Origin of the sequence: Acinetobacter sp. TSRC1-2 (genome assembly GCF_049895885.1) — a bacterium.
GTDB lineage: Bacteria > Pseudomonadota > Gammaproteobacteria > Pseudomonadales > Moraxellaceae > Acinetobacter.
The window spans coordinates 444692-471043 of the sequence record NZ_JAFCTF010000001.1 but is presented as its reverse complement, the minus strand read 5'-3'; the positions used below and the strand labels follow the sequence as shown (position 1 = coordinate 471043).

Annotated in this window: 27 protein-coding genes; 7 read left to right on the top strand and 20 right to left on the bottom strand. The window is 41.4% G+C overall.

The annotated features are described in order from the left end of the window. Nucleotides 1-35: 35 nt before the first annotated feature. A complete protein-coding gene (locus tag ACP69Y_RS02200) occupies nt 36-494 on the bottom strand; it encodes an Hsp20 family protein (RefSeq protein WP_425915760.1) in 459 nt (152 codons plus the stop codon). A gap of 331 nt (nt 495-825) precedes the next feature. On the opposite strand from ACP69Y_RS02200, the gene ACP69Y_RS02195 reads away from it, so the two are divergent. From ACP69Y_RS02195 to ACP69Y_RS02185, 3 genes are all read left to right on the top strand, one after another. Next, the gene (locus tag ACP69Y_RS02195; RefSeq protein ID WP_425915758.1) at nt 826-1449 is read left to right on the top strand and encodes a glutathione S-transferase N-terminal domain-containing protein; all 624 of its coding nucleotides are present in this window, start codon (nt 826-828) and stop codon (nt 1447-1449) included. 109 nt (nt 1450-1558) lie between these two features. After that, entirely contained in the window at nt 1559-1843 is a 285-nt protein-coding gene (locus ACP69Y_RS02190; protein WP_425915756.1) for a hypothetical protein, read from the top strand. 18 nt (nt 1844-1861) lie between these two features. Then, nucleotides 1862-2284 (top strand): YqaA family protein, encoded by a 423-nt coding sequence (locus ACP69Y_RS02185; RefSeq protein WP_425916062.1) that lies wholly within the window; start codon nt 1862-1864, stop codon nt 2282-2284. Between the two features lie 49 nt (nt 2285-2333). Here ACP69Y_RS02185 and ACP69Y_RS02180 read toward each other — a convergent pair whose 3' ends face one another. Beyond that, nucleotides 2334-3077, bottom strand: coding sequence for an energy transducer TonB family protein (locus ACP69Y_RS02180; protein ID WP_425915754.1), 744 nt, complete (start codon nt 3075-3077; stop codon nt 2334-2336). 104 nt (nt 3078-3181) lie between these two features. After that, on the bottom strand, nt 3182-4441 hold the full coding sequence (locus tag ACP69Y_RS02175; RefSeq protein ID WP_425915752.1) for an MFS transporter: 1260 nt from the start codon (nt 4439-4441) through the stop codon (nt 3182-3184). A gap of 247 nt (nt 4442-4688) precedes the next feature. Here ACP69Y_RS02175 and rpmI point away from each other — a divergent pair, with 247 nt between their 5' ends. Both rpmI and rplT read left to right on the top strand, forming a co-directional pair. Continuing rightward, entirely contained in the window at nt 4689-4883 is a 195-nt protein-coding gene (gene rpmI / locus ACP69Y_RS02170) for a 50S ribosomal protein L35 (protein WP_067721945.1), read from the top strand. A gap of 12 nt (nt 4884-4895) precedes the next feature. After that, nucleotides 4896-5255 carry a 50S ribosomal protein L20 gene (gene rplT / locus ACP69Y_RS02165; protein WP_425915749.1) on the top strand — a complete coding sequence of 120 codons (360 nt, stop codon included), beginning with the start codon at nt 4896-4898 and terminating at the stop codon, nt 5253-5255. Between the two features lie 139 nt (nt 5256-5394). On the opposite strand, the gene ACP69Y_RS02160 is transcribed toward rplT, so the two are convergent. The 3 genes from ACP69Y_RS02160 to lgt all read right to left on the bottom strand — a co-directional run bounded on the left by ACP69Y_RS02160 (nt 5395) and on the right by lgt (nt 7056). Then, nucleotides 5395-5775, bottom strand: coding sequence for a hypothetical protein (locus ACP69Y_RS02160; protein ID WP_425915747.1), 381 nt, complete (start codon nt 5773-5775; stop codon nt 5395-5397). Nucleotides 5776-5777: 2 nt separating this feature from the next. Further along, nucleotides 5778-6161, bottom strand: a complete 384-nt coding sequence (locus ACP69Y_RS02155; RefSeq protein WP_425915745.1) for an AzlD domain-containing protein — start codon at nt 6159-6161, stop codon at nt 5778-5780. A gap of 82 nt (nt 6162-6243) precedes the next feature. Continuing rightward, on the bottom strand, nt 6244-7056 hold the full coding sequence (lgt, locus tag ACP69Y_RS02150) for a prolipoprotein diacylglyceryl transferase (RefSeq protein WP_425915743.1): 813 nt from the start codon (nt 7054-7056) through the stop codon (nt 6244-6246). A 93-nt stretch (nt 7057-7149) separates the two neighbouring features. On the opposite strand from lgt, the gene ACP69Y_RS02145 reads away from it, so the two are divergent. Continuing rightward, nucleotides 7150-7932: an NRDE family protein gene (locus ACP69Y_RS02145; RefSeq protein ID WP_425915741.1), complete on the top strand. Its 783-nt coding sequence runs from the start codon at nt 7150-7152 to the stop codon at nt 7930-7932. A gap of 39 nt (nt 7933-7971) precedes the next feature. Here the strand turns inward: ACP69Y_RS02145 and ACP69Y_RS02140 are convergent, their stop codons facing one another. From ACP69Y_RS02140 to tatA, 4 genes are all read right to left on the bottom strand, one after another. Then, entirely contained in the window at nt 7972-10239 is a 2268-nt protein-coding gene (locus tag ACP69Y_RS02140) for a PhoX family protein (protein WP_425915739.1), read from the bottom strand. Nucleotides 10240-10413: 174 nt separating this feature from the next. Then, nucleotides 10414-11199 carry a twin-arginine translocase subunit TatC gene (gene tatC, locus ACP69Y_RS02135; RefSeq protein ID WP_425915737.1) on the bottom strand — a complete coding sequence of 262 codons (786 nt, stop codon included), beginning with the start codon at nt 11197-11199 and terminating at the stop codon, nt 10414-10416. Continuing rightward, entirely contained in the window at nt 11196-11663 is a 468-nt protein-coding gene (tatB, locus tag ACP69Y_RS02130) for a Sec-independent protein translocase protein TatB (protein ID WP_425915735.1), read from the bottom strand. The genes tatC and tatB overlap by 4 nt, the downstream gene beginning before the upstream one ends. 6 nt (nt 11664-11669) lie before the next feature. Next, nucleotides 11670-11903 carry a twin-arginine translocase TatA/TatE family subunit gene (gene tatA / locus ACP69Y_RS02125; RefSeq protein WP_425915733.1) on the bottom strand — a complete coding sequence of 78 codons (234 nt, stop codon included), beginning with the start codon at nt 11901-11903 and terminating at the stop codon, nt 11670-11672. Between the two features lie 154 nt (nt 11904-12057). On the opposite strand from tatA, the gene ACP69Y_RS02120 reads away from it, so the two are divergent. After that, nucleotides 12058-12933 (top strand): AEC family transporter, encoded by an 876-nt coding sequence (locus ACP69Y_RS02120; RefSeq protein ID WP_425915731.1) that lies wholly within the window; start codon nt 12058-12060, stop codon nt 12931-12933. A gap of 208 nt (nt 12934-13141) precedes the next feature. On the opposite strand, the gene rdgB is transcribed toward ACP69Y_RS02120, so the two are convergent. The 10 genes from rdgB to ACP69Y_RS02070 form a co-directional block, all read right to left on the bottom strand. Further along, entirely contained in the window at nt 13142-13768 is a 627-nt protein-coding gene (rdgB, locus tag ACP69Y_RS02115) for an RdgB/HAM1 family non-canonical purine NTP pyrophosphatase (RefSeq protein ID WP_425915729.1), read from the bottom strand. 107 nt (nt 13769-13875) lie between these two features. Beyond that, nucleotides 13876-14463 (bottom strand): tetratricopeptide repeat protein, encoded by a 588-nt coding sequence (locus tag ACP69Y_RS02110; protein ID WP_425915727.1) that lies wholly within the window; start codon nt 14461-14463, stop codon nt 13876-13878. Next, the gene (gene metW, locus ACP69Y_RS02105; protein WP_131216490.1) at nt 14460-15053 is read right to left on the bottom strand and encodes a methionine biosynthesis protein MetW; all 594 of its coding nucleotides are present in this window, start codon (nt 15051-15053) and stop codon (nt 14460-14462) included. The genes ACP69Y_RS02110 and metW overlap by 4 nt, the downstream gene beginning before the upstream one ends. Continuing rightward, a complete protein-coding gene (metX, locus tag ACP69Y_RS02100; RefSeq protein ID WP_425915725.1) occupies nt 15053-16213 on the bottom strand; it encodes a homoserine O-succinyltransferase MetX in 1161 nt (386 codons plus the stop codon). The genes metW and metX overlap by 1 nt, the downstream gene beginning before the upstream one ends. A gap of 101 nt (nt 16214-16314) precedes the next feature. Then, on the bottom strand, nt 16315-18012 hold the full coding sequence (leuA, locus tag ACP69Y_RS02095) for a 2-isopropylmalate synthase (RefSeq protein WP_425915723.1): 1698 nt from the start codon (nt 18010-18012) through the stop codon (nt 16315-16317). A 268-nt stretch (nt 18013-18280) separates the two neighbouring features. Beyond that, nucleotides 18281-19384, bottom strand: coding sequence for an alpha-hydroxy acid oxidase (locus ACP69Y_RS02090; RefSeq protein ID WP_425915721.1), 1104 nt, complete (start codon nt 19382-19384; stop codon nt 18281-18283). Continuing rightward, nucleotides 19381-20064 (bottom strand): Fe2+-dependent dioxygenase, encoded by a 684-nt coding sequence (locus tag ACP69Y_RS02085; protein ID WP_425915719.1) that lies wholly within the window; start codon nt 20062-20064, stop codon nt 19381-19383. The genes ACP69Y_RS02090 and ACP69Y_RS02085 overlap by 4 nt, the downstream gene beginning before the upstream one ends. Nucleotides 20065-20169: 105 nt before the next feature. Further along, on the bottom strand, nt 20170-22407 hold the full coding sequence (locus ACP69Y_RS02080; RefSeq protein WP_425915717.1) for a catecholate siderophore receptor Fiu: 2238 nt from the start codon (nt 22405-22407) through the stop codon (nt 20170-20172). 351 nt (nt 22408-22758) lie between these two features. Beyond that, nucleotides 22759-23442 carry a Fe2+-dependent dioxygenase gene (locus ACP69Y_RS02075; RefSeq protein ID WP_425915715.1) on the bottom strand — a complete coding sequence of 228 codons (684 nt, stop codon included), beginning with the start codon at nt 23440-23442 and terminating at the stop codon, nt 22759-22761. Nucleotides 23443-23548: 106 nt separating this feature from the next. Further along, nucleotides 23549-25840, bottom strand: coding sequence for a TonB-dependent receptor (locus ACP69Y_RS02070; RefSeq protein WP_425915713.1), 2292 nt, complete (start codon nt 25838-25840; stop codon nt 23549-23551). Nucleotides 25841-26352: the final 512 nt, after the last annotated feature.

Below are 26352 nucleotides of genomic sequence, written 5' to 3'. Positions count from 1 at the left end.
AAAAGACCTGCATATAGGCAGGTCTTTTATATGGTTTATGCGTCGACAGTCGTGGACTCTAAGCGTTCAACTTTCTTACCAATCGGAATTTGTCTTGGCAATTTTTCTTCTGGAATAATGCGCTGTAATTCTATTTTTAATAAACCATTTTCATAGTCGGCATGCTGTACTTCAATATGTTCATCTAGGCGTAGCGAGAGTTTAAATGAACGACGGGCAATTCCTTTATGTAAAAATTCAATGGTGTTATCGGTACTTTCTTCCGCAGGTTTACCTAAAATGGTGAGTACTTGATTTTCAAGATTAATCCTCAGTTCTTCTTCGGCAAAGCCTGCGGTAGCAACCACAATGCGGTAGTGATTGTCACCCGTCTTTTCAATATTATAAGGTGGATAATTAGGGGTATCACTTTGCATCGCATAATCAAATAGATCATTAAGACGGTCAAAACCGATACTGCGACGAAATAGTGGAGTAAGACTTACATTACTCATTGATAGAACCTCCTGAGTTCAGCAAAGTTTTATAAATAAGATTTCAAGGCTGTCATGCTGAGCATCAACAGTCTGTAAAGCTATAGCTTCAAGCGATCACTGCTTTACTTTGAATAAATATAGGTCTGAAATTTAGCTTTTCAAGTATTTTAATTAAAAAAAATTGAGAAAAATCTTAATCGGATAATAGGGGGAGAATATTAGGTCAAGCAGCTTAATTGTGTTTATTAAGTTTCACTAAAGATTAAGGCTTAGTGCAGTAAAACATGCTATAAATATCCATATTGTTCAATAATGTCATATAGAACCAGAAAGACAAAAGGTAGAAAAAATGATTGATCTCTATTATTGGGGAACGCCCAATGGTCATAAAATTACAATAGCTTTAGAAGAAATGGGCTTGGATTATCAAATTTTCCCCATCAATATTATGGAAAATGATCAGTTTCAACCTGACTTTTTACGTATTTCTCCAAACAATAAAATTCCGGCCATTGTCGATCAGGATGGTCCGGGTGGCGAAGCTATTTCCGTATTTGAATCTGGTGCAATTTTGCAATATTTGGGACGTAAAACCGGCTTGTACTATCCAACTGATGAACAGCAACGTATTGAAGTTGAACAGTGGTTGATGTGGCAAATGGGTGGCTTAGGACCTATGCTTGGACAGAATCATCATTTTGGTAAATTTGCACCTGAAAAAATTCCTTATGCGATTGATCGTTATATCAATGAAAGTAAGCGTTTATATGGTGTGTTGAACAAACAGCTGATGGGTCAAAAATATGTCGCGGGTGAATATTCAATTGCCGATATGGCAATTCTGCCGTGGATCTTGCGTTATGAATGGCAGCAAATTCAACTCGAAGATTATCCATACGTAAAAGAATATATTGAGCGCTTAACTGCACACCCGGCAGTGCAACGTGCATTGGCAATTCAAGTGAATCCTTGAGGATGAAAATTGCGAAAGGTTTTTGTGCTAAGATTACGCAATAATACCGCTTAAATCTCGCAAAAAATAAACCACCCGTTGCGGTGGTTTTTTATTGGACCTCATGGCTATGAAAGACTTTTTCTTAAATCTGACCCGTATTATTGAAACAAATAAGAAAATTTATTGGGCAATTATCTTTGGTATTGCATGTTGCTTATTGTTATTTATTGCTGAAGTCGTACATATGCAGTCAGTTGCAGAAATGCTAAAAGCCAATGATCCATCAGTATCTAAAGAAATTTTTCGCGTCATTGCACAGCGTTACGATTTGGCGCGATGGGTGGTGATGATTTTATTCATTATCTGGTCAATTTATGAATATCAATCCACCAAGAAAAAGCTGGGTCTTTAAACTGTTGTTTGCATAATGCTGTCCTACGTTTTACTGTTTATTTCTGCTTTTGGCGCAGCGACTTTATTGCCCTTACAGTCTGAAGCTGTTTTATTGGCATTGTTGGCCGAGGGCAGTCATTCAGTTATTGGACTGCTGTTTGTTGCAAGCGTGGGAAATATTTTGGGATCCTGTGTGAATTGGTGGCTAGGCTTTCAAATCGAACACTATAAAGATAAAAAATGGTTTCCTGTCTCTGAGCAGCAAATGTTAAAGGCACAAGCAATCTATCAAAAATATGGCTACTGGTCGTTGCTATTGAGCTGGGTACCGATTATTGGTGATCCGATTACTTTAATTGCCGGCTTGTTAAGACAAAACTTCTGGCGGTTTTTATGGATTGTGAGTATTGCCAAAGTAGGACGGTATTTATTTATCTATGCTGCTTTTTCAATGTTTTAAAAAGAGATGCAGGGCGCATCTCTTTTTATTGCCTAGACTCGTATTTAAATTACCGGCATTGATTTAAATCGAACTTGATTTCATCTCTAAAGCTAGATTTTTTATACATCCATAAGCTATTGGCAGTACGTTTCACTGAAACCTGGCTGTTGGATACAGCTTGAACGATCTGTTGGTCTAAAGCATAAATACCTGAACCTTTTTTCACTTTGACTTTTTTTACATCTCCGTGTTTATTTACTTTAAAAGTAAATTTTACCGCACGATTATGTCCATTGAGCTGTTCAGAATCGAGATCTAGACTCGGTTGAGCACGATATGAAAAAGGTACTTTTTTATCGTGCTGCTGAGCCTGCCAGTTTTTAGAGTTAAAGTTGTATTGGCAAACTTTAGTGTCATTGTCTTGGCTTAATTTTAGGTTAAACGTTTGATAGCCAATTTGTGGAAGAGCAGTATCATTTTCGACATGCGGTTTTACACTCACCTCACGTACAGCTTTAATTAACAGATCATCTAAATACGTTAAGCCGGTGCTTTCCTGAACGCTGGCTTTGCTAATCGTACCGGTTTCATCGGCATAAATGCGAATAATCGCACTACGGTTTTGATCTTTTAAATCTTCATTTTTATAATGGGGGTGTGGAAATTTGATCCACTGAATGCGCGTGGTTAAATGCGCCGGAAGGGCTGCGCTTTTTTGAACCGCGAGTTGTTTGGATGGATTAGCTGTAGCACTATATGTAGCGCTTAACGGTAAGCTCATTAGTAGAGAAAAACACAGTATTTGCTTCATAAATATTAGTTTCTTTAATCAAACCAGAGGTTGCGGCGGTAGCGGAGCATTGTGAGTGCGAAGTATTTCCTGAATTAGAAATACTCGCAAGTCTAAAAAGTGAATTAACGTCTTTGATCATCACCTTGAGTGATATCTACACCAAATAAGTCTTTGGTTTTGATCCAGCTTATAGTCACGACAGCCATGGTTATACAGCCGCCAAAGACCGTTGCCATAATAGCACCCATGTATTTTGCCGCTAAGCCAGATTCAAACGCACCCAATTCATTGCTTGATGAGACAAACATGCCGTTTACTGCGGCAACGCGTCCACGCATATTCTCAGGCGGGTAAATCTGCAGGATGGTTTGACGAACCACGACTGAAATACTGTCACAGGCACCGGTCATGGCTAAAGCAAACAGGGATAGCCACATGTTATTTGAGAAGGCAAACAGCAGCGTGAACACTCCAAAACCGGCCACGGCAAGCAACATATTGCGCCAAGCATTTTGGGTCGGTGGAAACTTGGTTAGGGCAATCATGGTAAAAAGTGCGCCAATGGAAGGAGCAGCGCGTAAATAACCCAAGCCTTCAGGACCGACTTTTAAAATATCTTCAGCGAAAATTGGCAGCAGGGCAATTACACCCCCAAATAAGACTGAAACCAGATCTAGAGAAATTGCCCACAGCACAATTTTGGTTTTCCAGATAAAACGGAAACCATCGCCCAGACTTTCAACCAGATTATCCGTTTCGATTTTTGGGAAGCTACGTTTTTGCAGCAGGTTGATTAAAATAAAACAGATACTCAACAATACCGCGACCGATAGCAAGCTGGTTTCGCGACCTAAAAATGCCAGCATGAAACCACCGAGCATGGGTCCGATAATTACGCCACTTTGCCAGCCAATCGTGGTCCAGGTTGCACCATTGGCATAGAGATCACGAGGAATCAGAAACGGCTTGAGTGAAGTAGCCGAGGGATTGTAAAAACCGCGGATCGTACCCAAGCCAAAAATAACTGCATAAATTCCCCAAGAAAGGATATTTATCCCAATTTCACCTAGACCATAACGATGAAATAGCCACCATAAAACCAAAGGTAAAGGCACGGCAAAGAACAAACAGATTTTCATAATGGTCTGTTTATTAAAGCGGTCAGCAAAATAGCCACCCCATAAAGACAAGGTGATAAACGGAATCGCTTCGGCTAAACCAATCAAACCTAGGGTCAGAGGATCTTTGGTAATTTGATAAAGTGAATACGCGACAATAATTTCTTGAATTAAAATGGCGAGAGTGAGACAGAACTGATTCACCGTGACAATTGAGAAATCACGATAGCGCAGTGCCGCAAAAGCATCCTGTGCGGGAGTCATGTTAATCCAGTATTCTTATGTTGTGATAATTATAAGACCGAATAAATGATTTATTAATAAAAAAATCCTACATTTAATATTTCTTAGATTCTCAAATAAGACTAACAGAAGCAGACGATTGGTTGCGTATTTTGAGGATATTTGCTTTTGTTTTAAGCAAAGATGCTTTAGAATACTCGCTCCCTTACCTGCAGGTCGTTTTTGCAATGGTGCAGACGTTCCGAACAGGTGTTCAAAAGAGGTTGTTATGCCTAAGATGAAAACTCGCCGTGGTGCAGCTAAACGCTTTAAAGCGACTGCTAACGGTATCAAGCGTAAACAAGCGTTCAAACGCCACATTTTGACCAAAAAATCTGCTAAGCGTATTCGTCAATTGCGCGGCTGTGTAATGGTTCACGTAAGTGACGTTGCTTCAGTTCGCCGTATGTGCCCATACCTTTAAGGAGATTTATAAATGGCTCGTGTAAAACGTGGTGTCCAGGCTCATCGCCGTCATAAAAGAATTCTTGCTCGTGCTAAAGGTTACTACGGCGCTCGTTCACGCGTATATCGCGTAGCGTTCCAAGCAGTAATTAAAGCAGGTCAATATGCTTACCGCGACCGTCGTCAGAAGAAACGTCAATTCCGCGCTTTGTGGATTGCACGTATCAATGCTGGTGCGCGTCTTAATGGTTTATCGTACAGCCGTATGATCGCTGGCTTGAAAAAAGCTCAAGTGATTATCGACCGTCGTGTACTTGCAGACATCGCTATGCATGATGCAGTTGCATTTGCTGCTATCGCCGAAAAAGCGAAAAACGCATTAGCTGCTTAATCGTCTTCGGATGATTGAAAAAAGACCGCTTTTTAGCGGTCTTTTTTATTTTTCAGTAGTATGAAATTGATCAATTATAAAATTCACCAAGATTGAATAAAGATGAATGAACTGCATGCTGAATCACAAAGATGCTTGATCAGCTCTCTTCATTTTTATCAAACCTATGATTTGGAAACATTGATAAGATAAATAAACCAATTGCAACAAATCCAATTGCTTGCATGGCAAGAACGATTTTATGCTGTGTAGGTAAGGCTGAAATTAAAATAATTAAAGCGATCAGCGGTATGATAAAAATCAGCATAGCAAAGCCTTTTTTATAGGGATTGTCTTCCGCTATCTTTAGGCTTAAAGCCCTTAACCCATGTATGCCCATGCCAATAGCAATGCTGATTCCGGTAAACAGTGAGGAAAGTTGTTGTACTGTGGAACACAGATAAATCATCACACAGGTAGCAATACAGACCATCAGCTTTATTTGACGGCTACATTTATCTGAATACCAAAATTCCAGCATGATTATTTCTCGTCTGCAACATCATTTTTATTCAGTAAAGACAAAGGTGAAAATAGACAGATGGCTAAAGCCATAAAGCCAATACCTTGTGCCCCCGGAATTAAAATTTCACCATCTTTCATCTGCATAAAAATAAGTGCCAGTAATAGGGCAATCGGAATCCAGGTCAACAGACGATATAACAATCTAGTGGGATTTTTTGAAGCAAAATGAATTTTACAATAACGGCAAATCAGAAAAATAATACCGGTGCCTAAGAACATCAGGATTGCATCGGGTTTTAGCGGTTCCATCCAGTAAAGTACGCCGGTAACAATAGCAATAACCGCAAAGATCATGAGTTTGCGGAGGATGGACACTTTAGGATTAAACCAAAATTCGAGCATATTCTTCTGATAGATAAACGAGGACTGACTGCACTTTAGCAAAAACAAAGATAAAAAAGCGAGGCTTTTGCCTCGCTAAAAATTAAGTATTTTTTTGTGGACCCCAATCATAAATTTTCTTTTGGTAGGCGTACCACATCATCCAGAGACCGATCAAAATCATGGGTACAGTCAGGAATTGTCCTTTACTCATCCAGCCAATAAACAGCTGTCCATTGTCCGGTTCGCGGAAGAATTCCACCACAAAGCGTGCAATGCCGTAACCAATCAGGAACAAGGCTGAAACGGCCATCCGTGGACGTGGTTTTGAACTGAACCACCACAATACAATAAACAGAATCAACCCTTCAGCCAATGCTTGATAAAGCTGTGAGGGGTGACGCACCAATTGCAGCGGATCGGTCGGGAAAATCATGCCCAAGGCAAAGTTTGGATCAGTGACTTGACGACCATACAATTCACCACCAATAAAGTTGCCGATTCGGCCAAACATCAAACCCGTTGGTACGCATGGTGCAATAAAGTCGAGCGTTTGGAACCAGGTTTTCTGGTATTTTTTACACCAGAACAGCATGGCAATCATTACGCCCAAAAATCCGCCATGGAAGCTCATGCCGCCAGTCCAGACCTGGAATAACCAGAGTGGATTGGCCAGGAATTGCTCAAAACCATAAAACAATACGTAGCCAAGACGCCCCCCGACCACCACACCTAAGGCCCCATAGAAAATCAGGTCAGACACCATATCGGGTGTCCAGCCATCCCTGTGCTTGGTTCGATAAGTGGCCAGTCCCCAGGCAAATAAAAATGCCAGTAAATACATCAATCCATACCAGTGGACTTGTAACGGTCCCAGCGATACAGCAACTGGGTCAATATTGGGATAGGTCAGCATTCCTGTTCCTTGTGATTCTGTTTTGCACAGATTTTAGCTGAATGTGATGAAAAATGTTGTACATTCAATGTGTAAAGATAAAGAGCATAGATTATGTGTATTGTAGCTTTAGCTTGGCAAGTCTTGGAAGATACGCCTTTGTGTCTGATTTCCAATCGGGATGAGTTCTATGCCCGTCCGACGGCTGGTTTAAAAATTTGGGGAAATAGTCCGATTATTGCTGGACAAGATCTGCAGTCGGGTGGAACATGGATGGGGGTGACTGCATCGGGTAGATGGGCAGTCGTGACCAACTTTCGAGATGCAACTGATAAAAAAATATATCCGACTTCACGCGGTCATCTGATTCAAGCTTTTTTAGAGTCAGGTTTAACGCCGATCCGCTTTGCTCAAGCATTAGAAAAACGGCAAGGTGATTATGCCGGTTTTAATTTATTGCTCGGGGATCGAAATCAGGCAGTCTATATGAGTAATCGAGGTGAAGCGCCACAAGTCTTGGCTCAAGGGGTATATGTGGTTTCTAATGGACTAATGTCGGAACACTGGGAAAAGACCAAACATTTGCGTAAACGCTTTACTCAAGAATTCTTGCCGATGTTGCAGCAGAACGCGACGACTGAAGCGGATCTTGAATTTGCAGTCTGGGATATTTTAGAAGATGAACGCAAAATCATTCCTGAACTGCTTCCACAAACTGGCATAAATACAGAGATGGAAGAATTACTCTCATCGACTTTTATTCAAAGTCCAGTGTATGGCACGCGCTGTTCGAATTTCTTAAGAATGAAAAATGATGCCTGGTTATGGCAGGAAAAATCCCAGCAAGGGGCAACACAAGGAAATATCATTCAAATCGATTTGCCCTTAAGCCGATAAAAAATGCCGACATCGAGTCGGCATTTTTTATTCGAAAAATTATACAGTCGTAGTTTTTGTTTGGATTAAACCTTCACCTGCAATTTCACCACCATCCTTACGCGTGATGACTACTGTTGCTGAGCGTGGGCGAGTTCCTTTGCCTCCACTGACAGTATTGCTATGGTTGGATGGCCATACGCCTCCTGGGTGCTGAACATTGACGAAAATCGATTTGTAGTCAGGTGTCATGGTTACACCGGTAATTTCACAGCCACTTGGGCCTGTGAGGAAGCGACGTAATTTCTTGTCATCTAAGTTGAGACCCATCGGGGTCTTTTTGCCTACAGTAGAGGTTTCGGTTTTACCATCCCCAATAGAACCTGGAAGTGCAGCAAGCATCATACAGTTAGTCTTATCTGTATATGCGCCATCGTCAGTTTGGATCCATAGCACGCCACGTGGGTCAAACCACATACCATCAGGACTAGAGAAATCATTGTTTTCGTTTAGTTTTGATAAGTTTTCTGGGTTTGCTTGACCTGCATCGTTTAAAGCTTGAGCACCAAATAAGAAGATATCCCAAACAAATTTGGTGGCTGTTACTTGGTCAGTGTCTTCTCGGAAGCGGATAATATGTCCGTTAACGTTCCCTTTTTGATCTTTACCTGCTTTTTGGTCGATATAGCTACGTGGATTTGCTGCATCCGTTGTTTCAGCGCTACGTGATGCGTTATTGGTTAAAGTCACATAGACTTCGCCATTATGAGGGTTTACAGCAACCCACTCTGGACGGTCCATTTTGGTTGCACCGACAGCATCTGCTGCTAAGCGAGCATTCACGAGTACATCTGCCTGATCTGCAAATATATATTTGCTATAGCCTGAAATGATTGGGTTTGAGATATTTAACTCAATCCACTCACCTGTTGCTTTCTGCGTTGCTTCATCAAAATGGAACTTAGCAACATAAAGTTTGCCGTGATCCATATATTTGTCGCCTGCAGTGTAGCCTTTGTTTATATCAGCAGGATCCCAGTTGGTATCTGATACAAATTTGTAGATGTATTCCCCTTGTGAATCATCACCCATATAGAATGCTAGTGGTTGACCCGCAATGGCACGGCTTGCACGACAGTCTTCGTGTGCAAAACGACCGAGGGCGGTACGTTTTACAGGGCGTTCAGTGCCATTGAATGGGTCAATTTCTACAATCCAGCCAAAAGTGTTGTCCGAGTGGCGGAAGTCTTGCTGAGCTGTTCCATTCGTTGCTTTTACTAGCCAGCGTTCATAAAGATCTTGAACATTTTCAAGGGTGATTTTCCCATGAGCGTTAATATCAGTTGAAATCGATGCTTCGCTAGCTATCGCGGTATGCCATTTATAGCTGCTAATCGATGCAATTTTATAACGGTTAAGAGCGACCTTTTTATTGCTATCTTGTAGTGCATCATCACGGGAGAAATATTGGTTAAAGTTTTCTTCGGTTGTTAGGTATGTACCCCATGGAGTATAGCCGTTACCACAGTTGTTAATGGTGCCTAAGCTGAATGAGCCATCAGGACTGATTTTATTTTGAACCAGAACATTGCCCTTCACTGGGCCACGTAGATCAATTGGCGTTGCAGCTGTGATTCGACGGTTGAGATTCGATATTTTATCCAAAGTAACTGCTTGCGTAGTTGGATTTTTGTTGACTGTGATGATCGACACGCCGTGGCAGTTAATTTCGCGTAGTGCTTCATCCTCAACGCGTGAAATTAAGCCAGTTGTAAGCTGAATATCGTCTTTGCCCAGACCGTGGGTATGACCTACTGGGTGAAGGATATCCGCTTTATCTACATATTCATGGTTCATGACCAATAGACCAGTATTTGATTCATGGGCATCATATTTACTGCTTTTCATGCCAAAAAAGGTCATTCCATCATGACATTCGCCAGAACGAAGTGTGAAAGATGCACCTAATGGGATGTTGCTGTCATCCCATTCGCTTAACCCTTCTGTTAGCGGATCTCCCAGTGCGTAAAGTACACGTGCTTCATAGCCATCAGGAACAGTGAATTGGTTTACTGTATTTTTGTCAACAGCGTTAAATTTAAGTGTAGATTCGGTACCTGGTCCTACAGGTGTTGGGGTTTCCGTTACAGTGTCATCATCGCTGCCACAAGCAGATAATGACGCAGCTAGTGTTAGTGCAGCAGCACCACCAGCTGTTTTGGTTATAAGATCACGACGTGTAATTTTTTTATTAAACAGTTCTGAAAATTCAGTATTCCCCGAATTGTTACTATCATAATCGTCGTTAAAAGGCATTTGCTCAGTCATAAGTTTTCCTAGCGTAAGTGCTTGGTTGTTTTTGGAAAGTTATGAACAAACTAAAGGTGCTATATGACAGGGGGGTGAAGTTAATATTTCATTAAAATTAAATTACGTGTTTTGCGCTAAAGCATGAAAAAAGCAGGCGGTCAGCCTGCTTAAATTGAAGATACTCATGTTCAACTAGGCTGCTGCAGCTCTTCTTTTTTCAATTAGTTTGCCAAAGAACAGCCCCATTTCAAATAACAGCCACATGGGAATGGCCAGCATGATCATGGAAATTGCATCGGGTGGGGTTACGAACATCGCGACAAAGAAACAGCCCACCACAATAAAACGCCGTTTTTCGACTAATTGTTGCGTAGAAACCAGCCCGATTAAAATCAGCACTAAGGTAATGATCGGAATTTCAAAGGTAAAGCCAAATACCAAGAACAGTTTTAAGCAAAAAGCCAAGTAACTGTTAATGTCGGTCATTGGGGCGACCGTTTCTGGTGAAACGCTAATGAAAAAATGCAGAATAGAAGGCAGGGCAACGAAATAGGCGAAAGCAATCCCTGCATAAAATAAGCTGATGCTACCTAGCAGCAGAGGCATGGCTAAGGTCTTTTCTTTTTCATAGAGTGCAGGTTTTACAAAGCGCCAAAGTTGATAAATGATGAAAGGCATGGCCAACATCAAGGCGACGAAGAAGTTTAACTTAAACGGTGCCATGAATGTCGCCGTGACATCGGTGGCAATCATTGATGAGCTAACAGGGAGCTGTGCACGTAAAGGTTCAGACAAAAGCTGATAGGTGTGATTGGCAAAAGGCAATAAGCAAAAAAATAGTGCCAGTAGTAAACCGACAATTTTAAACAGATGCTGACGCAAGACCATCAGATGTCGGGTAATCGGCATTTCTTCAAGATCTGATGGTTGTGGATCTGCAAAGGGGATTGGCAACTGGTTTTCTATAGGAGTATTCATACTGCCACCTTTAATTCATTTAATTGTGAAATTGGAGGCATGATGTTTAAAGACTTTTCTGTTGACGGCATAATGCTACAAGCATTTTGTATGCTCAAATAAACGCACAAAGGCTGAGGTCGTTTAATAAAACTATAAATAGTGGGAGCATTTTTATTATGGGGCACTGCATTTTGTAATACTGGTGATTTTGCAGGTTGTGATTGTTGTTTTAGTTCATGCATTTGAGCTTGCATCTTTTGTTCGAGCTCTTGAATCCGCTGCATTTCATTTTGCATCTGTTCACGTAATTCAGACAAACGCAGTTCGCGGTCAATATCATTCTGTACATTGCTGATCGTGCGTTTGATTTTAGCGTACCATTTCCCCGCGAAACGTGCAGCTTCGGGAAGCTTATCTGGCCCAAGCACCAATAAACTAATAATGCCAAAAGCCAGCAGTTCAGTCATACCAATATTGAGCATAAGGTTTTAGCCTGAGTGGGTTTTTGCTGGAGAGTTGACATCAGAATGGCTGGTTTGATGTTCAATCGTTTTAGGTTCATTTAATGACGAAGTAGCTACGTCATCTTCCTTGATCGACTTTTTAAAATCTTTGACTGCACCACCGACATCTTTGCCTAGATTTTTTAGTTTTGATGTTCCAAACAATAAAATCACCACAATTGCAAAAATCACAACGTGCCAAATCGATAATCCTGCCATGTTCTTTACTCATTTTTTATTTAGAACCATCTGAACATGTTGCGATGACAGCAATGTGACTGAAAAATTTCAGTTTAAAGACAAAAGGCATTTAATCTGCTGTTGTGCTTGATTCAGTGCTAGCATATTTGTATTGATCACTCAGGGTAATGTTGTGGCTTTGCTGTTACCATTTTTTGGCTTTTTATGTGGCTGGGGACTTGCTTCAAGCCAATTTTCAACACGTTTAAAATCACTGTTTGCGAGTCTATTGGCACGACTTTTTATTCCCGTCGTGATTATTTACAACATGGTGTTTTATCAAGCAGGCAGCTTGAGTTTGATGCTCTTTAGCTTTGTGGTTGCGGTATTACTCTTCTATTTTTTCCTTGCACTGTTTAAAGACCAATTGCAAGCTTTATGTTTTAGCTATGTAAATATGGCATGGCTGGGCTTTCCTTTTGCGATTGCTTTATTTGGCCCTGAAATTAGTGCGCCGATGGTGGCTTTATATGTGGGCGGTTCTATTTTTGGTAATATTTGGGCCGTCACTTCTGTTAGTTCAGACAAACAAGCTCTCTCTGATATTGCAAAAAAAGTCATGCAATCTCCCCCCATAATGGCATTAAGTTTGGCACTGATCTGTCGAATATTGGGTGTGCAGCATTTGGAATTGCATCAATCGATTGATCTTATCTATGGCCTAGCTAAACTTGGAATGAGCTTTACTGGAATGTGCGTATTAGGGATGTGGTTACAGCAGACCAAAGTGTATAAAAAAGATTTACTGCAGAGTAGTCGTGTTGCCGTATTAAAACTTGGTTGTGGTGTAGTGCTGTGTGCACTGACATATTGGCTGATTCCGATACCGAATATTGAACAATATATTGGGGTAATGTTCTTATTGTTCTGTTTACCGCCAGCGGCCAATATTGTGGCACTAGAAACTCACTATCAAGGCACGGGGACTTCAGCGAAAGATATTGCATCGGGTACGATAGTGAGTTGTGTCGTGGTCATGCTATACGGGGTAATATTGCATTTAGTCTAGATACTCTCCCAGAGCAGTGCTTTTCATCTTTTGAAAGCAGAGGGGAAAGTATTTATATTTTCTGGATCAAATTTACCTTCATCCCCTTGAGCATTCAACATATATGTTGAGGATGCTTATCCCAAAGGGAGAAGGAATTTTTCCTCACCTTAGCCCGTGTGTAAGAACTGCTTTAAACCTGGGTGCAAGTAAAAATGAGGCGACAGAATTACTTCTCCAAACTCGCCTTAAATAACTGCATCGCTTGCCCACGGTGACTGATTTTGTTTTTATCTTCTTTCGACATTTCTGCACTTGAGATTCCCAGTTCAGGTAACCAGAACAAAGGATCATAACCAAACCCATTTTCGCCACGTGCAGCGTCTAATACTTCACCTGTCCAAATGCCCTGAAAAATTTGTGGAAGTGGATCATCTGCATGTTGTACCAGTGCAAGTACACATACGAACATCCCCTCAATCGCTTTACCGTCTTTACGTAGCGGCTTTAGGTCGGCTAACAGTTTTTCATTGTTCGCAGCATCATTGCCATGCTCACCTGCATAACGCGCAGAATAAATGCCAGGCGCGCCACCTAAAACAGGAACACAAATACCAGAGTCATCTGCAATGGCCGGTTTTCCTGAAATCTTAGAGGCATGACGGGCTTTAATAATCGCATTTTCAACAAAGCTTAAACCGTCTTCGATTGCATCTTCAATATTCAATTTGCCCTGAGCAACAACTTCGACAGGCAAGTTCAATTCTGCAAATAGTTTTTCAAATTCTGCAATTTTACCTTTGTTATTACTCGCAAGTACCAGTGTGCCTTGAGATAACCAATCTTTAGAAGCCATTATGTAAATCTTGAGTTGAAAATAATGGTGAGTATTTTAGCAAACTTATTTGAATAATTTAGGCAATAAAAAAGCACCCGAAGGTGCTTGTTTAGAATCAGGCAAAATTATTGTGCTTGAATCCATTTATCGGCACGGTCACGCGCCATACGAATTTGGTCTTGGGTCAAGTTGGCAGCCAAAGCCGTTTTTTTACCTTCAGAAAGAGAAATAACTTTATTGTCGAGCATGCCATCACGGGTTGACAGTTCATACCACTGGTATGCACCTACGTAATTTTTCTTTTGCTCTTCCATCATCGCAAGATTAAAGCTGGCACGGTTGTCGCCATGGCTTGCTGCTTTTTCAAAGTATTTACGGGCCAAGGCTTCGTCTTTTTTGGTGCCGACACCATCCGCCAGCATACGACCGACATTCAATTGGGCAGCAGAAAGACCTTGATCCGCAGCTGCTTTGTACCAGGTAAATGCCTGCTGTATATCTTTCTGGATGTCTTTGCCGTGTTGGTATTTGGTCGCTAAATAAAACTGTGCACCAGCTTGACCAGATTTAGCCGCCTTAGTCAGGCTATTGATATCCATTACAGAATATTGCGCAGCTTGACTGGAAACAGAGGGGGTAGAGGCAACATAATCCGCATGAGCTTGAATGCTAAAAAAACCAACCAATAGTGTGCTTAATAATATTATTTTCATAGTGCGCTCACTCGATAAATAGCGACTTCACCAAACAGATTCGGGACATGTTTACTGAGTAAACTACCTTGTTGGTCCCCATTCACGGCGAGTCGATTAATAATCCGGATGTCATTTTCAGCACAAAGGGCTTCAAAATCACGGAAAGTACATAAGTGGATATTAGGTGTGTTATACCACATATACGGTAAAGCTTCTGAAACAGGCATCATTCCTTTTAAGGCCAAGAAAGAACGCGTCTTCCAGTGAGCAAAGTTAGGGAAGGTAATAATCGCCTGTTTCCCCACACGCACCATATCACGCAATAATACGTCTGGTGCATCTACTGCTTGCAAAGCCTGTGCCATTACAACATAGTCAAATGACTGGTCTGCAAAGCGGCTTAAACCGAGGTTCAAGTCTTGTTGGATAATATTTAACCCTCGACTGACCGCAATTGCAATCTTTTCCTGATCAATTTCTAATCCATATGCACGAATGTTGTGCTTTTTGCCCATATGAGCCAGCAGTTCACCATCTCCACAGCCTAAATCGAGTACGCTAGAATCAGGTTTAATCCATGTCTCTGCAAGTTGATGATCGATACGCATTACACAGTCTCCTGAGGTATTGCTTGAAGATGTTCTGCGCCACCTAAAAATGCACGTAATGATTTAACGTAAAGCGGAATAGGGAACAGGAACGAGTCATGACCTTGTTCTGCATCAATATCGACATAGCTGACAGGTTTATGATTGGTGATGAGGGCATCCACAATTTCTTGTGAACGCTGCGGGGTAAAACGCCAATCCGTGGTGAATGAAACCACTAGGAAGCGGCATTTGGTATTTGCCATCGCCTTGGTTAAAGACAATTCATATTCACGTGCAGGATCAAAATAATCCAGTGCCTTGGTCATAATCAGGTAAGTATTGGCATCAAAGTTACGGCTGAATTGCTCACCTTGATAACGCAAATAGCTTTCCACCTGAAATTCGACATCAAAACCATACATAAATTTGCCGGACTTTAAGTCACGGCCAAATTTCTGTTTCATGGCTTCTTCAGATAAATAGGTAATATGACCGACCATACGCGCCAAAATTAAGCCACGTTTTGGATAGCTGTCATTTTCCAAATAACGACCATTATGGAAATCTGGATCGGACAAAATCGACTGACGCGCAACTTCGTTAAAGGCAATATTCTGTGCAGACAGTTTTGGTGCACTGGCAATAATCACACAGTTTTTTAAACGGTCCGGGTAATCCACCGACCATTGCAAGGCCTGCATGCCACCAAGTGAACCCCCAATCACCGAGTACCAGACCTCAATCCCTAGACGGTCAGACAGCATGGCTTGAGTTTTCACCCAGTCACGAACAGTAACCAAAGGGAAATCTGGACCATAAGGGCGATTGTCATTTTCAGGATTGGGCGAGATTGGACCGGTAGATCCGCTGCAACCACCAATATTATTTAAGGCAACTACGAAAAATTTAGAGGTATCAATCGCTTTACCGGGGCCAATACAGGCATCCCACCAACCTGGTTTTTTATCATCTTCATGATGATAGCCTGCAGCATGATGATGTCCGGACAACGCATGGCAAATCAGAATCGCATTGGATTTATCTGCATTAAGCGTACCGTAGGTTTCAACCATGATTTCGAAACGAGGGAGAATGCGACCACATTCAAGCTCTAACGGCTCTTCGAATGAGAACTTTTGTGGGGTAATTAGACCCACTGAGTCAGTTGGAAAAGACACAGGAATAATTCGCCTTAAATCTTTAGGATGTATAAACAAAAGGATACCACTTGAGGGTATCCTTCTAAAGTCATTTTAGTGCTAAATATTATTGCTAATACTTATACGGCAGCCACAACAACCTGTTCTGTGCTGAGTACACCTTGCTCAATCAAACGATTGGTGCAGGCAATAATCGCTTCGATTGAAGCAGTCACAATATTGTCGTGAATACCCGCACCGAATGCAGATTTACCTGTCCCTTTCACTTGAAGCTCAATTAAAGCCAAGGCTTTGGCGTGAGCACCCGAGCCAATGCTACGTTCTTCATAGGTCAACACGTCAATTGGCAATTGTAAGGCATTCAAGATGGCAGAAATCGGACCGTTACCTTCACCACGTAATTGCTGGGTTTCCCCATTAATGTCGATATCTAGCTCAACCACTTGATTGCCGTTTTCATCAGACAATTTGTAGTTTTTGGTAGAATAATGCCCATCTTTAGTTGCAACATAATTCTGTTTGAACAAAGCCCAGATATCTTGTGCTGAAATTTCTTTCGCCTGTTCATCTGTCACTTGCTGAACCGCTTGTGAGAATTCAATTTGTAATCGACGTGGTAATACCACGTTGTAATTTGATTCTAACAAGTAAGAAATACCGCCTTTACCTGACTGTGAATTGACGCGAATCACCGCATCATAGTCACGACCCAAGTCTTTAGGGTCGATTGGCAAGTAAGGCATATCCCACATTTCTTGGTTCTTCTGGAACTCAAAACCTTTCTTGATCGCATCCTGATGCGAACCAGAGAATGCGGTGAACACCAAGTCGCCGGCATACGGATGGCGCGGATGAACGGGCAAGCCAGTGCATTCTTCAATGGTGGCAATAATTTCGTTAATGTTGGAGAAGTCCAAGTTTGGTGCAACACCTTGGGTATACATGTTCAAGGCAATTGCTGCAACGTCCACGTTACCTGTACGTTCGCCATTACCAAATACACAGCCTTCAACTCGGTCAGCACCGGCCATGATTGCCAATTCTGATGCAGCGATACCACAACCACGGTCATTGTGACAGTGCACAGAAATGATCACACCATCACGACGCTGAATATTACGGTGCATCCATTCAATCTGGTCGGCATAAACGTGAGGACCGGAAACTTCAACTGTTGCAGGCAAGTTCAAGATTACTTTATTGTCGGGTGACGCTTCCCAGATTTCAGTCACCGCATCGCAAACGTCTTTCGCCACTTCCAATTCAGTTGCCGAGAAACATTCAGGGCTGTATTGGAACACCCATTCAGTTTCAGGATATTGCGCTGCATATTCTTTGACTTTGTTCGCGGCATTAATGGCCAGTTGTTTGGCACCATTCACATCAACATTCAAGACTTTTTCACGGAAAGTCGGTGAGTTTGAATTGTAGATATGCACAATGGCACGTTTTGCACCCACCAACGACTCAAAAGTACGTTGAATCAAATGATCACGCGCCTGAACCAAAACTTCAATATACACATCATCTGGAATATGATTTTCTTCAATCAATTTACGCGTGAAATCAAAGTCAATTTGCGACGCAGAAGGGAAACCAATTTCAATATGTTTAAAGCCAATTTTTACCAACATCTGGAACATTTTAAATTTTTGTTCCAAATCCATCGGTTCGAAAATCGCTTGGTTACCGTCACGAAGGTCGGTGCTCATCCAAATTGGCGCTTGATTGATTTCTTTATTTGGCCATTGACGGTCTGGCAAGTCTACACGTTGATACATGCGACGATATTTTTTACTTGGATCAGCCAACATCATGAGGTAACTCCTTGTGTAGCATGTATTGCTTTTAATCGTGGATAACGGCAACGTACTACGAATATAGATTGTGTCTATTCTAACAATTTACAAGCACTGCTTCGGGTGTTTTAGTCAAAAAGTCGTAAAATATTGATAAATTATTACGACTTAGCTTTATCGCAGCATTTGAAAATCTATAACTAAATATTAATCCACTTATTCCGAAAATAATTTTCTATTTTTGCGTTTATAACAACTTTATGGGAAATATTTTCCTTTAATTTGGTTATTTGTGAAAAATATAATCGGAAGTAATCTCGTTTAATGTTGCAGTTCCCGCTAAAGCCATCGTAATCTCAAATTCTTCCTTCAAGATTTTAATCACATGGGCCACCCCTAAGGCACCGGCAACTGCTAAACCATGAATATAAGGTCGACCAATACAGACCGCTGTTGCGCCTAAAGCCAGCGCCTTAAAAACATCGGTTCCACGACGAATTCCACCATCGACAATTAAAGGGAAATCCTGAGGCACCACTGCTTTAATACGTTGCAGGGCAGTGAGTGGCGAAATACAGCTATCTAAAACCCGCCCACCATGATTGGAAATTATCAGTCCTTGAATACCGCATTGAATCGCAATTTCTGCATCTTTGGGATGAACCACCCCTTTTAAAATGACCGGCAAAGAAGTATTTGCAATAATCCATTCAATGTCCTGCCACCTCGGCGCAATCTGCATGAGGCCGTTAAATACCGGATGTTGATCTTCACCAATTTCAGGCAATGGAATATGCGCAGGGGTATGCGGGTGTTGCATCCCTGCAGGTAACTGGAAAAACACTCGACGTTCACGATCACGGATACCACTATGCGGTGAATCTATCGTAATCACCAGAGCTTTGAAATTTTGCTGTTCAGCGAGTTTAACCAATGCCAATGATTTTTCACGATCGCCTTGCCAGTAAAGTTGAAACCATTTATAAGGATTTTCCACTTTGAGGCTACGCATATCGGTATTGCTAAAGGTACTTAAAATTAGATTACTTTGTAATACTTCAGCCGCTAAAGCCGTCGCCAGTTCAGCATCGGCATGGAACAGTTGTTGATGGCCAATCGGTGCCAAAAAGATAGGATGCGGATAAGTTTGACCTAAAATTTTACAGGCAGTATTGCCTTGAGTCAGGTCATTTAAATGTCTTGGAATCAGCTGGATTTTTTTGAATTGATCCAAGTTTTCTTGAATGCTAACTTCATCCATCGCACCGCCTTGTAAGTAGTGCCATGTACTTTCAGGAAGGTGTTTTTCAGCCTGTTGTTCGTAATCGGCAAGGGTTTGTAAATGTGCTGGAATTTGGTTGAAGGGGTTAAGCGGTATAACTGGTTTCATAGATCGCCCCATTGGCGCAATAAATTATGATAATGACTGGTTAAGCTGATAATTTCTTCCGAATCGCCCACTTGTAGTCGTAGTTTCATAATAGTCATATCTAGATTGAATAACATACTGCGTTGCCAGTCATCTTTCACCATGCTTTGCAACCAGGTAAATGCAGCAATCCGTTTACCGCGAGTCACCGGTTCAACCCGATGTAAACTGGTGGCAGGGTAGAGAATGGCATCTCCTGCATCAAGTTTTACTTCATGGCTGCCATAATTATCTTCAATAATCAGTTCACCGCCTCCATATTCATCCGGTTCAGATAAAAACAGGGTGATCGAAACATCGGTACGAATTGCATGCCCTGTCGCATCTGAATATTGCACCGCACTGTCGACATGATTGCCATAATTGCCCTCATCTTGATAGCAGTTAAACAAAGGCGAGAGTATGTGCTTTGGGAGTGCCGCTGACTTTACCTGCGCATTTCGTTGTAAGGCTTGCAAGATCTTAGGCGATAGGGACTGATAGATAATGCTGTTTACATCAATTTGCAGATTATTTTTTATTTTTTGAGCCTGAGAGCCTGCGCTCTGCTGACCCTGAATCCAGGCATGGCTGACATCCAGCTGCTGGCGTAATTCGATAACCTGCTGTTTGGTTAAAATTTCAGGAATATGTAACATCATCAGCTTTATGCATCCCTTGAATGGCTTGAATCTAAAAAAATAATGTAGTGCATTGGCTCCAACACACTACATTTATACTCAATCTGATCAGACTTAGCGAATTGCTTAAAATTTATAATTAAAGGTCAACGCTGCTGAACGTGGTTGACCCAATACCACACGACCACCGCCATTATTTAAGGTGCTGATATATTCTTTATCTGCCAAGTTATAAACATTCAAATTTACTGAGGCATTTTTATTGAGGGTATAACCGGCCATGGCGTCAAATACCACATAGCTCGGAATACTTGGCATAGGTGTAGCCGCAGTACTGTCCGTAATCACACGTTTTTGTTCGTCTACATAGCGTGCACCTAGACCCAATTTAAAGCCTGCAACGTCATAAGTAGACCATAAACTTGCAGTCCACTCGGGTGACCAGCGTACGTTATTGGTATTGGTAATTGCTCCAGTGGTTGCATTAACACTTAACTGGTCTTCTTGCTTGGTTTTCATATGGGCAACACCCGCAGAGACATTCCATGCCTCCGTGATTTTACCTACAGCACTGAGTTCTATACCTTTGACGGTTGTTTTACCTTCCTGAATGGATTCTCTGGTAATCGCATCCTGAGTAAACTGGTTTTCATTTTCAGTGTAATAAGCAGCAGCATTGATCGCCAATTGATCATTGAGCAGATCCCACTTTGTTCCAACTTCATAGTGGTTGGTTTCCTGTGGTTTCGCAGCTGCACTGTTAATCCCTTCTGCTGAAAGGCTAAAGTTTGTACTTCCCGGAGGAGTCAGTGATTTGGCATAAGAAGCATAGACACTGCTATAAGATGTCGGTTTATATAGCCCTCCCAGTTTCCAGCTAACCAAAGTATCGTGTGCAGCAAAATTGGCAGGTACTAAGCTACTGCTACCTGATGGCAGGGTCAAAGCATCATATTCAGTGTCATAATAATCGAGACGCACACCCCCATTCAGCTGGAAACGTTCACCAAATTTTAGCGTATCAAATAAATAAGCTGCGGCAGTATCTGTTTCACCATGGGTGTAGCCACCTGTATAAACCAAGTCCGGTAAAGCCTGATTGCGATCAGGATGATATAAATTTGCGGGTGTAGTGGTAATCGTAGTTTGCCCCGGCATTTGCGTGGCCATGGTGTTGTTATGTTGCTGTTCTTTCAGGAATTCCAGTCCTACAACCACATCATGTTCGATAGCACCAGTTTTTAAATTTAAATTTAAAGTCGTCTGGTTAGCGAGAATTTTATTTTCCTGATCCACCCCTTGACGAGAGCGGCTCACTGTCCAGTCGTTAGGATTAGTTGAACCGTTGGTGCTGAGGCTATTAATCCCGGTTAATATCCGTTGCATGCTGGTTTTGCCTGCACGGGTAATATTGGTCAGTTTCAGGTTTTCTGCCAAATCACTTTCAATTTTTGCAGTGAACATGTCTGCATCGACATCTTCATAATCATTCACATGACCATAATAATTTTCACGGTTGACTTTAGGTGCTGAAGCTAAAGTTGAATCTGTATTGTAAAAACCTTCCATGCCGACAGTCGGAATGCCACCATCTGGAATATTACGTTGACGAATATGCTGTGAATAGAGATATAGACGCGTGTCGCTATCTAGACCGAAAGCAATTGAAGGGGCAATGGCCCAGCTATTGTTTTCAATAAAATCACGACCTTCAACACCGCCGTCTTGTCCCATCGCATTTAAACGAAAAGCAGTACTACTATTGATGACTTGATTCATATCAGCAGCAAGACGCGCATGCTCAGCGGTATTATAAGTTGCAGAGACTTCTCGGCTATTTTCTGTCTGAGGAAGTTTTGTGGCGAGGTTAATATAACCTGATGCCGATCCACGTCCTGCTTCTGCACCAGAAGGGCCTTTGACTACTTCAATCTGTTCCAGATTAAATACATCCCGAGTAACAGCACCCAGATCACGAATACCATCGACATAAGTGGATGTTTGAGTGGAAAAACCCCGCATTTGAAAAGCATCCCCTGCACTGGTATTACCATTTTCACCGAGTTGCAGGGTAATACCCGGGGTATTTCTTAAGGCCTCAACTAGGGAGGTTGCACCTTGTTCTTTTAATAATTCTTTTTTAATGACTGAAACGGTTTGCGGGGTATCTACCAGGGGTTGAGTATATTTAGGCGAGCTCACTCTATCTGCTTTATATTTATTTTCGGCATCTGACTTTACTGTAATGGTTGGAAGCTGAGTAACATCTTGTGTATTTGCTGCATGAGCCATGAGGGGAAGAGATGCCGCTAAAGCAACCAGTTGAGCATTTCGATTGTGTTTGCGACTTTTAATCTGTGCCATTGTAGCTAATCCCTAATATTGTATATGACAAAATTCCATTACTGCTTTCCCACCTTTAAAATTGGCAAAAATAGCAGTAAAAGTGGAGATATTGTTATGGCCTGTAACAATTAATGCGAATTCTAATGATAATTATTATCATTAACAATAGTGATAAATATCGAATTGTAATTTAAATTGATGGAAATATGACTTAATTCAAGGTTGTTAATTAAATAAAGCAATCATGCTTAAAGGGAAAAACGATACGAGTGAACTTGAATTTGCCTAAAAGGTAAAATATTTATAATTAATTGATTAGGCTGACTGATATAAAATTTCAGCAGCCTATTATCGTTTGCGCTATAGAAATTAAAGTTCAGCCCACTTACGCATTAAATTATGATAAAGATTAGTTAATTTAATCACTTCATCATGTTGGTCGCCCAATTGCATGCGCAAGTTCTGAATGCTTTGATCAAGATTAAACAGCATATGACGTTCAGCCTCATCACGAATCATGCTTTGCACCCAAAAGAATGATGCAATACGACAACCCGAGGTCACAGGCGTGACTTCATGTAAGCTGGTCGAAGGGTAGAGAATCATGTCGCCGGCCGGCAGCTTGACTTCATGATAGCCATAAGTGTCTTCTATGACTAAATCCCCACCTTCATATTCTTCTGGCTCGCTTAAAAAAACCGTGCAGGACAGGTCCGTACGTAAACGCTCATTCGTTCCTCTGATTCGACGAATCGAATTGTCGACATGGAATCCAAAGGCTTCATTATTTTCATAACGATTAAACAGCGGAGGAATAATGTCTAAAGGAATGGCCGCAGACAAAAATAAAGGATGCTGACCTAAAGATTCTAAAATAATGGTACTTAAATGATCGGTCAGCGGCAGATCTTCAGGCAGCTGTTGGTTTTGTTTAACTGTGGCTGAAAGTGTACCCGCAGTGACTTTACCATTCACCCATTCAATTTTATTCATTTCTTCACGAAAATATTGAACTTGTTCTTTAGTCAGGACGTTAGGAATATGATGGATCACGGCAATACACCTTTGGAAGAATGAATTTTGTATAGCTATAAAAATAGCCTCATTATGAGGCTATTTTGAATCAAATCCCATAAGTTATTTATGGTTTTAATTGAACTTAGTATTTGAAGTTTAGCGATAATACTGCGCTACGACCTTCTGCTTCAGTTGCATAGTGATTAGAAAATGCTTTGGTGAAGTAACGTTCGTCAGACAAGTTGTTTAGGTTAAGTTGTAAGTCCACATTTTTGTTGACGTTGTAACGTGCCATGGCGTCGTAACGAACATAACCCGGTACATATTTGGTATTGGCAGCATCACCATAGACTTTATCCATGGCTGTTGCACCAGCACCCAGCGTTAACTCTGGTAAAACTTGGTAAGTCGTCCATAGTGTCGCGCTGTTTTTCGCCACGCTTTGAACTTGTTTCCCCTCATTGGTACCCACACCATCATCAACCAATTCGCTGTCTAGGTAAGTATAACCTGCAGATAGTGCCCATTTGTCGGTGATGTTACCACTCGCACCCAATTCAATCCCATCAACCCGTGTTTCACCAATATTACGCGTGAAACCATCAAAATCTACGGCGCGGGTATTGGTTTTTTCTGTACGGAAAATGGCTGCAGTCAGGTTGAGTCTGTCATTCAGGACATCCCATTTCGTGCCTAACTCCATGGTACGCACTTCTTCAGGTTTTAGATTATTGATCTGATTCGCTTGGTCTAGGCTCACAGTACCACTTTGATTGCTAAATGCTTCAGAACCATCACCACCATCGACACCGACCGGATTGGCTGAAGTCGCATAGCTTGCATAAATGGAGCCATTTTCTACAGGCTTAAATGTGATGCCTGCCTGATAGTTGAAGAAATCTTTGTCATTTTCTGCTTTGCGGACGCTGCCTGGTGCAATACTCGTATTTGTGCGACCCGCAATCATGGTTTGCTCGGTATCAAATTTGTCCCAACGAACACCGAGGTCCAAAATCCATTGTGGATTAAACTTAATGCTATCCAGGAAATAAACAGAAGTAGATTTAGTTTGAATGTTGTATTGGTCAGCACCCTCTGTGCTTAAAGTGCCTGTCCATGCTCCACGGTTAGGGTTTTGTACCGAAGTACACCAACCCGAAGGTGCTGTGCTTGGACATGCTTGATATGCATTACCAGTAGCATTTGCACCATTAATAATGTATTGAGTGCGGTCTGTTTCTTGGTCGCTATATTCAGCACCCAAGTTAAAGCTGTGTTGTAGCATGCCGGTATTGAACTTGCCGGTTAAAGCCAATTGGTCAGTAAAAGTATCGGTATCGGCAACACGAGAGTTGGCACGAGCCCAGACATTACCCGTTAAAGCACCGCCAGGTTGATAAAAATTGCCTCGGGAATTATCTGGATTGGTCCACAGGTAATCGTTTTTAGACTTGTTATAAACAGCGGTATTGCTGATGGTCAGGTTATCGGTCAGGTCGTATTCCAGTTTGATGGTACCGCTGTGGTTTTCCTGTTTTTGGAAATCGCGATCTTCCCAGCCGTAGTATTGCCCCTGTTTAACATCAATAGGTTTACCGTTGCCATTTTCAGAAACTCGAGCTGGTTGATTGGTTGCTGAGAAAGGATTGTTATAAGGAATACCCGAATCAGGCGTATCATCGGTTTTGAGGTAGTAATAACTTAAAGTTGCACGGGTCGGGCTGTCCAGACCAAAAGTAATACTGGGTGCAATCCCGGCACGTTTATATTCAGCACCATCCGCCTGGCCAGCTTTTTCATTATGGTGCCCCATAACAGCCACACGAGCAGCAATACCGTTACCGAAATCTTTGTTACCGTCTAAAGTTATACGTTGGTAATTGTCTGTACCTGCACCAATAGAACCTTCTAATGAGTCACCTTTTTTAGCAACTTTAGAAATCATGTTGATGCTACCGCCAGTAGTACCCGCACCACCCATTGCAGAGGCAGAACCTTTAGTCACTTCAACTTGTTCAATCGCAAACATTTCACGGTTTTGCGAAGTTGCGCTACGCACGCCATCTACATACATCGAACTTTCAGAGTTATAACCACGAATAAATGGACGGTCGCCATTTGGGTTACCACCTTCACCTGCACCTAAGGTAATCCCAGGTACAGTACGCAAAGCATCGCTTAAAGTTGTTACTTGAGTATCGGCAATCAGCTGTTTAGAAATAATAGAAACTGATTTAGGCGTATCAAGTAGCGGAGCCACAAACTTAGAATTCGCAGATTTATCTACTTTTAGTGTTTGTTCTGCTTCTGCTTGCGTACGAATAGTATCAAGTTGAGCAACTTGATCTTGTGCAATTGCATTCCCTGCCATGACTGAAAGTGATGACACAATCGCAGAAGATACGATTTTTTTGCGTGTTTTAATGAAGGCCATTTCTAACTCAAAATGTGTACTGTGAAAATGTATGAGAATAATAATGATTCTTATTTTTTATAACTATTAAATTGAATTGGAGTTTACGATCATTATTATATTAACGATTTCTATATTGAATAGTTCGATGAGTTAAATTTCATTCAATCATATGATTTTAAATATGTATTTAAAAAACCTATTGATTTTTTATTTGTAATTGTGAATTTTAATAATGCTAATATTTAGCATTTTTTTAAGCAATTCATGATGCCGAACAGTTATTTTAATGTTACATCGTGTTTATTACATCTCATAAGTTCATTCCTTGGGAAGAGTTTGATTTAAATATCAGGGCATAGACCTATCACAAGTTTTTTGACTTCTAGATTAATGCCAAAAGTAGGAAGCAATTTTAGGTTCAAATGTATGGCCTCATTTCTAGAAGATCGGTACGAGTCTAATAGCTAAACCAAAGTATCAGCCATTATCAACACTCTATTTCACTCGAGTTGAGACGCTACTAAACCTTG

What these genes read in the sequence shown, in the direction of transcription:
- ACP69Y_RS02145 (WP_425915741.1), top strand. Translation starts at nt 7,150, where the DNA reads ATGTGTATTGTAGCTTTAGCTTGGCAAGTCTTGGAAGATACGCCTTTG.
- ACP69Y_RS02155 (WP_425915745.1), bottom strand. Translation starts at nt 6,161, where the DNA reads ATGCTCGAATTTTGGTTTAATCCTAAAGTGTCCATCCTCCGCAAACTC.
- tatC (WP_425915737.1), bottom strand. Translation starts at nt 11,199, where the DNA reads ATGAATACTCCTATAGAAAACCAGTTGCCAATCCCCTTTGCAGATCCA.
- ACP69Y_RS02085 (WP_425915719.1), bottom strand. Translation starts at nt 20,064, where the DNA reads ATGATGTTACATATTCCTGAAATTTTAACCAAACAGCAGGTTATCGAA.
- rdgB (WP_425915729.1), bottom strand. Translation starts at nt 13,768, where the DNA reads ATGGCTTCTAAAGATTGGTTATCTCAAGGCACACTGGTACTTGCGAGT.
- rpmI (WP_067721945.1), top strand. Translation starts at nt 4,689, where the DNA reads ATGCCTAAGATGAAAACTCGCCGTGGTGCAGCTAAACGCTTTAAAGCG.
- ACP69Y_RS02080 (WP_425915717.1), bottom strand. Translation starts at nt 22,407, where the DNA reads ATGGCACAGATTAAAAGTCGCAAACACAATCGAAATGCTCAACTGGTT.
- lgt (WP_425915743.1), bottom strand. Translation starts at nt 7,056, where the DNA reads ATGCTGACCTATCCCAATATTGACCCAGTTGCTGTATCGCTGGGACCG.
- ACP69Y_RS02110 (WP_425915727.1), bottom strand. Translation starts at nt 14,463, where the DNA reads ATGAAAATAATATTATTAAGCACACTATTGGTTGGTTTTTTTAGCATT.
- ACP69Y_RS02175 (WP_425915752.1), bottom strand. Translation starts at nt 4,441, where the DNA reads ATGACTCCCGCACAGGATGCTTTTGCGGCACTGCGCTATCGTGATTTC.
- ACP69Y_RS02070 (WP_425915713.1), bottom strand. Translation starts at nt 25,840, where the DNA reads ATGGCCTTCATTAAAACACGCAAAAAAATCGTATCTTCTGCGATTGTG.
- metW (WP_131216490.1), bottom strand. Translation starts at nt 15,053, where the DNA reads ATGCGTATCGATCATCAACTTGCAGAGACATGGATTAAACCTGATTCT.
- tatA (WP_425915733.1), bottom strand. Translation starts at nt 11,903, where the DNA reads ATGGCAGGATTATCGATTTGGCACGTTGTGATTTTTGCAATTGTGGTG.
- ACP69Y_RS02180 (WP_425915754.1), bottom strand. Translation starts at nt 3,077, where the DNA reads ATGAAGCAAATACTGTGTTTTTCTCTACTAATGAGCTTACCGTTAAGC.
- ACP69Y_RS02160 (WP_425915747.1), bottom strand. Translation starts at nt 5,775, where the DNA reads ATGCTGGAATTTTGGTATTCAGATAAATGTAGCCGTCAAATAAAGCTG.
- ACP69Y_RS02195 (WP_425915758.1), top strand. Translation starts at nt 826, where the DNA reads ATGATTGATCTCTATTATTGGGGAACGCCCAATGGTCATAAAATTACA.
- ACP69Y_RS02140 (WP_425915739.1), bottom strand. Translation starts at nt 10,239, where the DNA reads ATGACTGAGCAAATGCCTTTTAACGACGATTATGATAGTAACAATTCG.
- ACP69Y_RS02200 (WP_425915760.1), bottom strand. Translation starts at nt 494, where the DNA reads ATGAGTAATGTAAGTCTTACTCCACTATTTCGTCGCAGTATCGGTTTT.
- ACP69Y_RS02190 (WP_425915756.1), top strand. Translation starts at nt 1,559, where the DNA reads ATGAAAGACTTTTTCTTAAATCTGACCCGTATTATTGAAACAAATAAG.
- ACP69Y_RS02090 (WP_425915721.1), bottom strand. Translation starts at nt 19,384, where the DNA reads ATGAAACCAGTTATACCGCTTAACCCCTTCAACCAAATTCCAGCACAT.
- rplT (WP_425915749.1), top strand. Translation starts at nt 4,896, where the DNA reads ATGGCTCGTGTAAAACGTGGTGTCCAGGCTCATCGCCGTCATAAAAGA.
- leuA (WP_425915723.1), bottom strand. Translation starts at nt 18,012, where the DNA reads ATGATGTTGGCTGATCCAAGTAAAAAATATCGTCGCATGTATCAACGT.
- tatB (WP_425915735.1), bottom strand. Translation starts at nt 11,663, where the DNA reads ATGCTCAATATTGGTATGACTGAACTGCTGGCTTTTGGCATTATTAGT.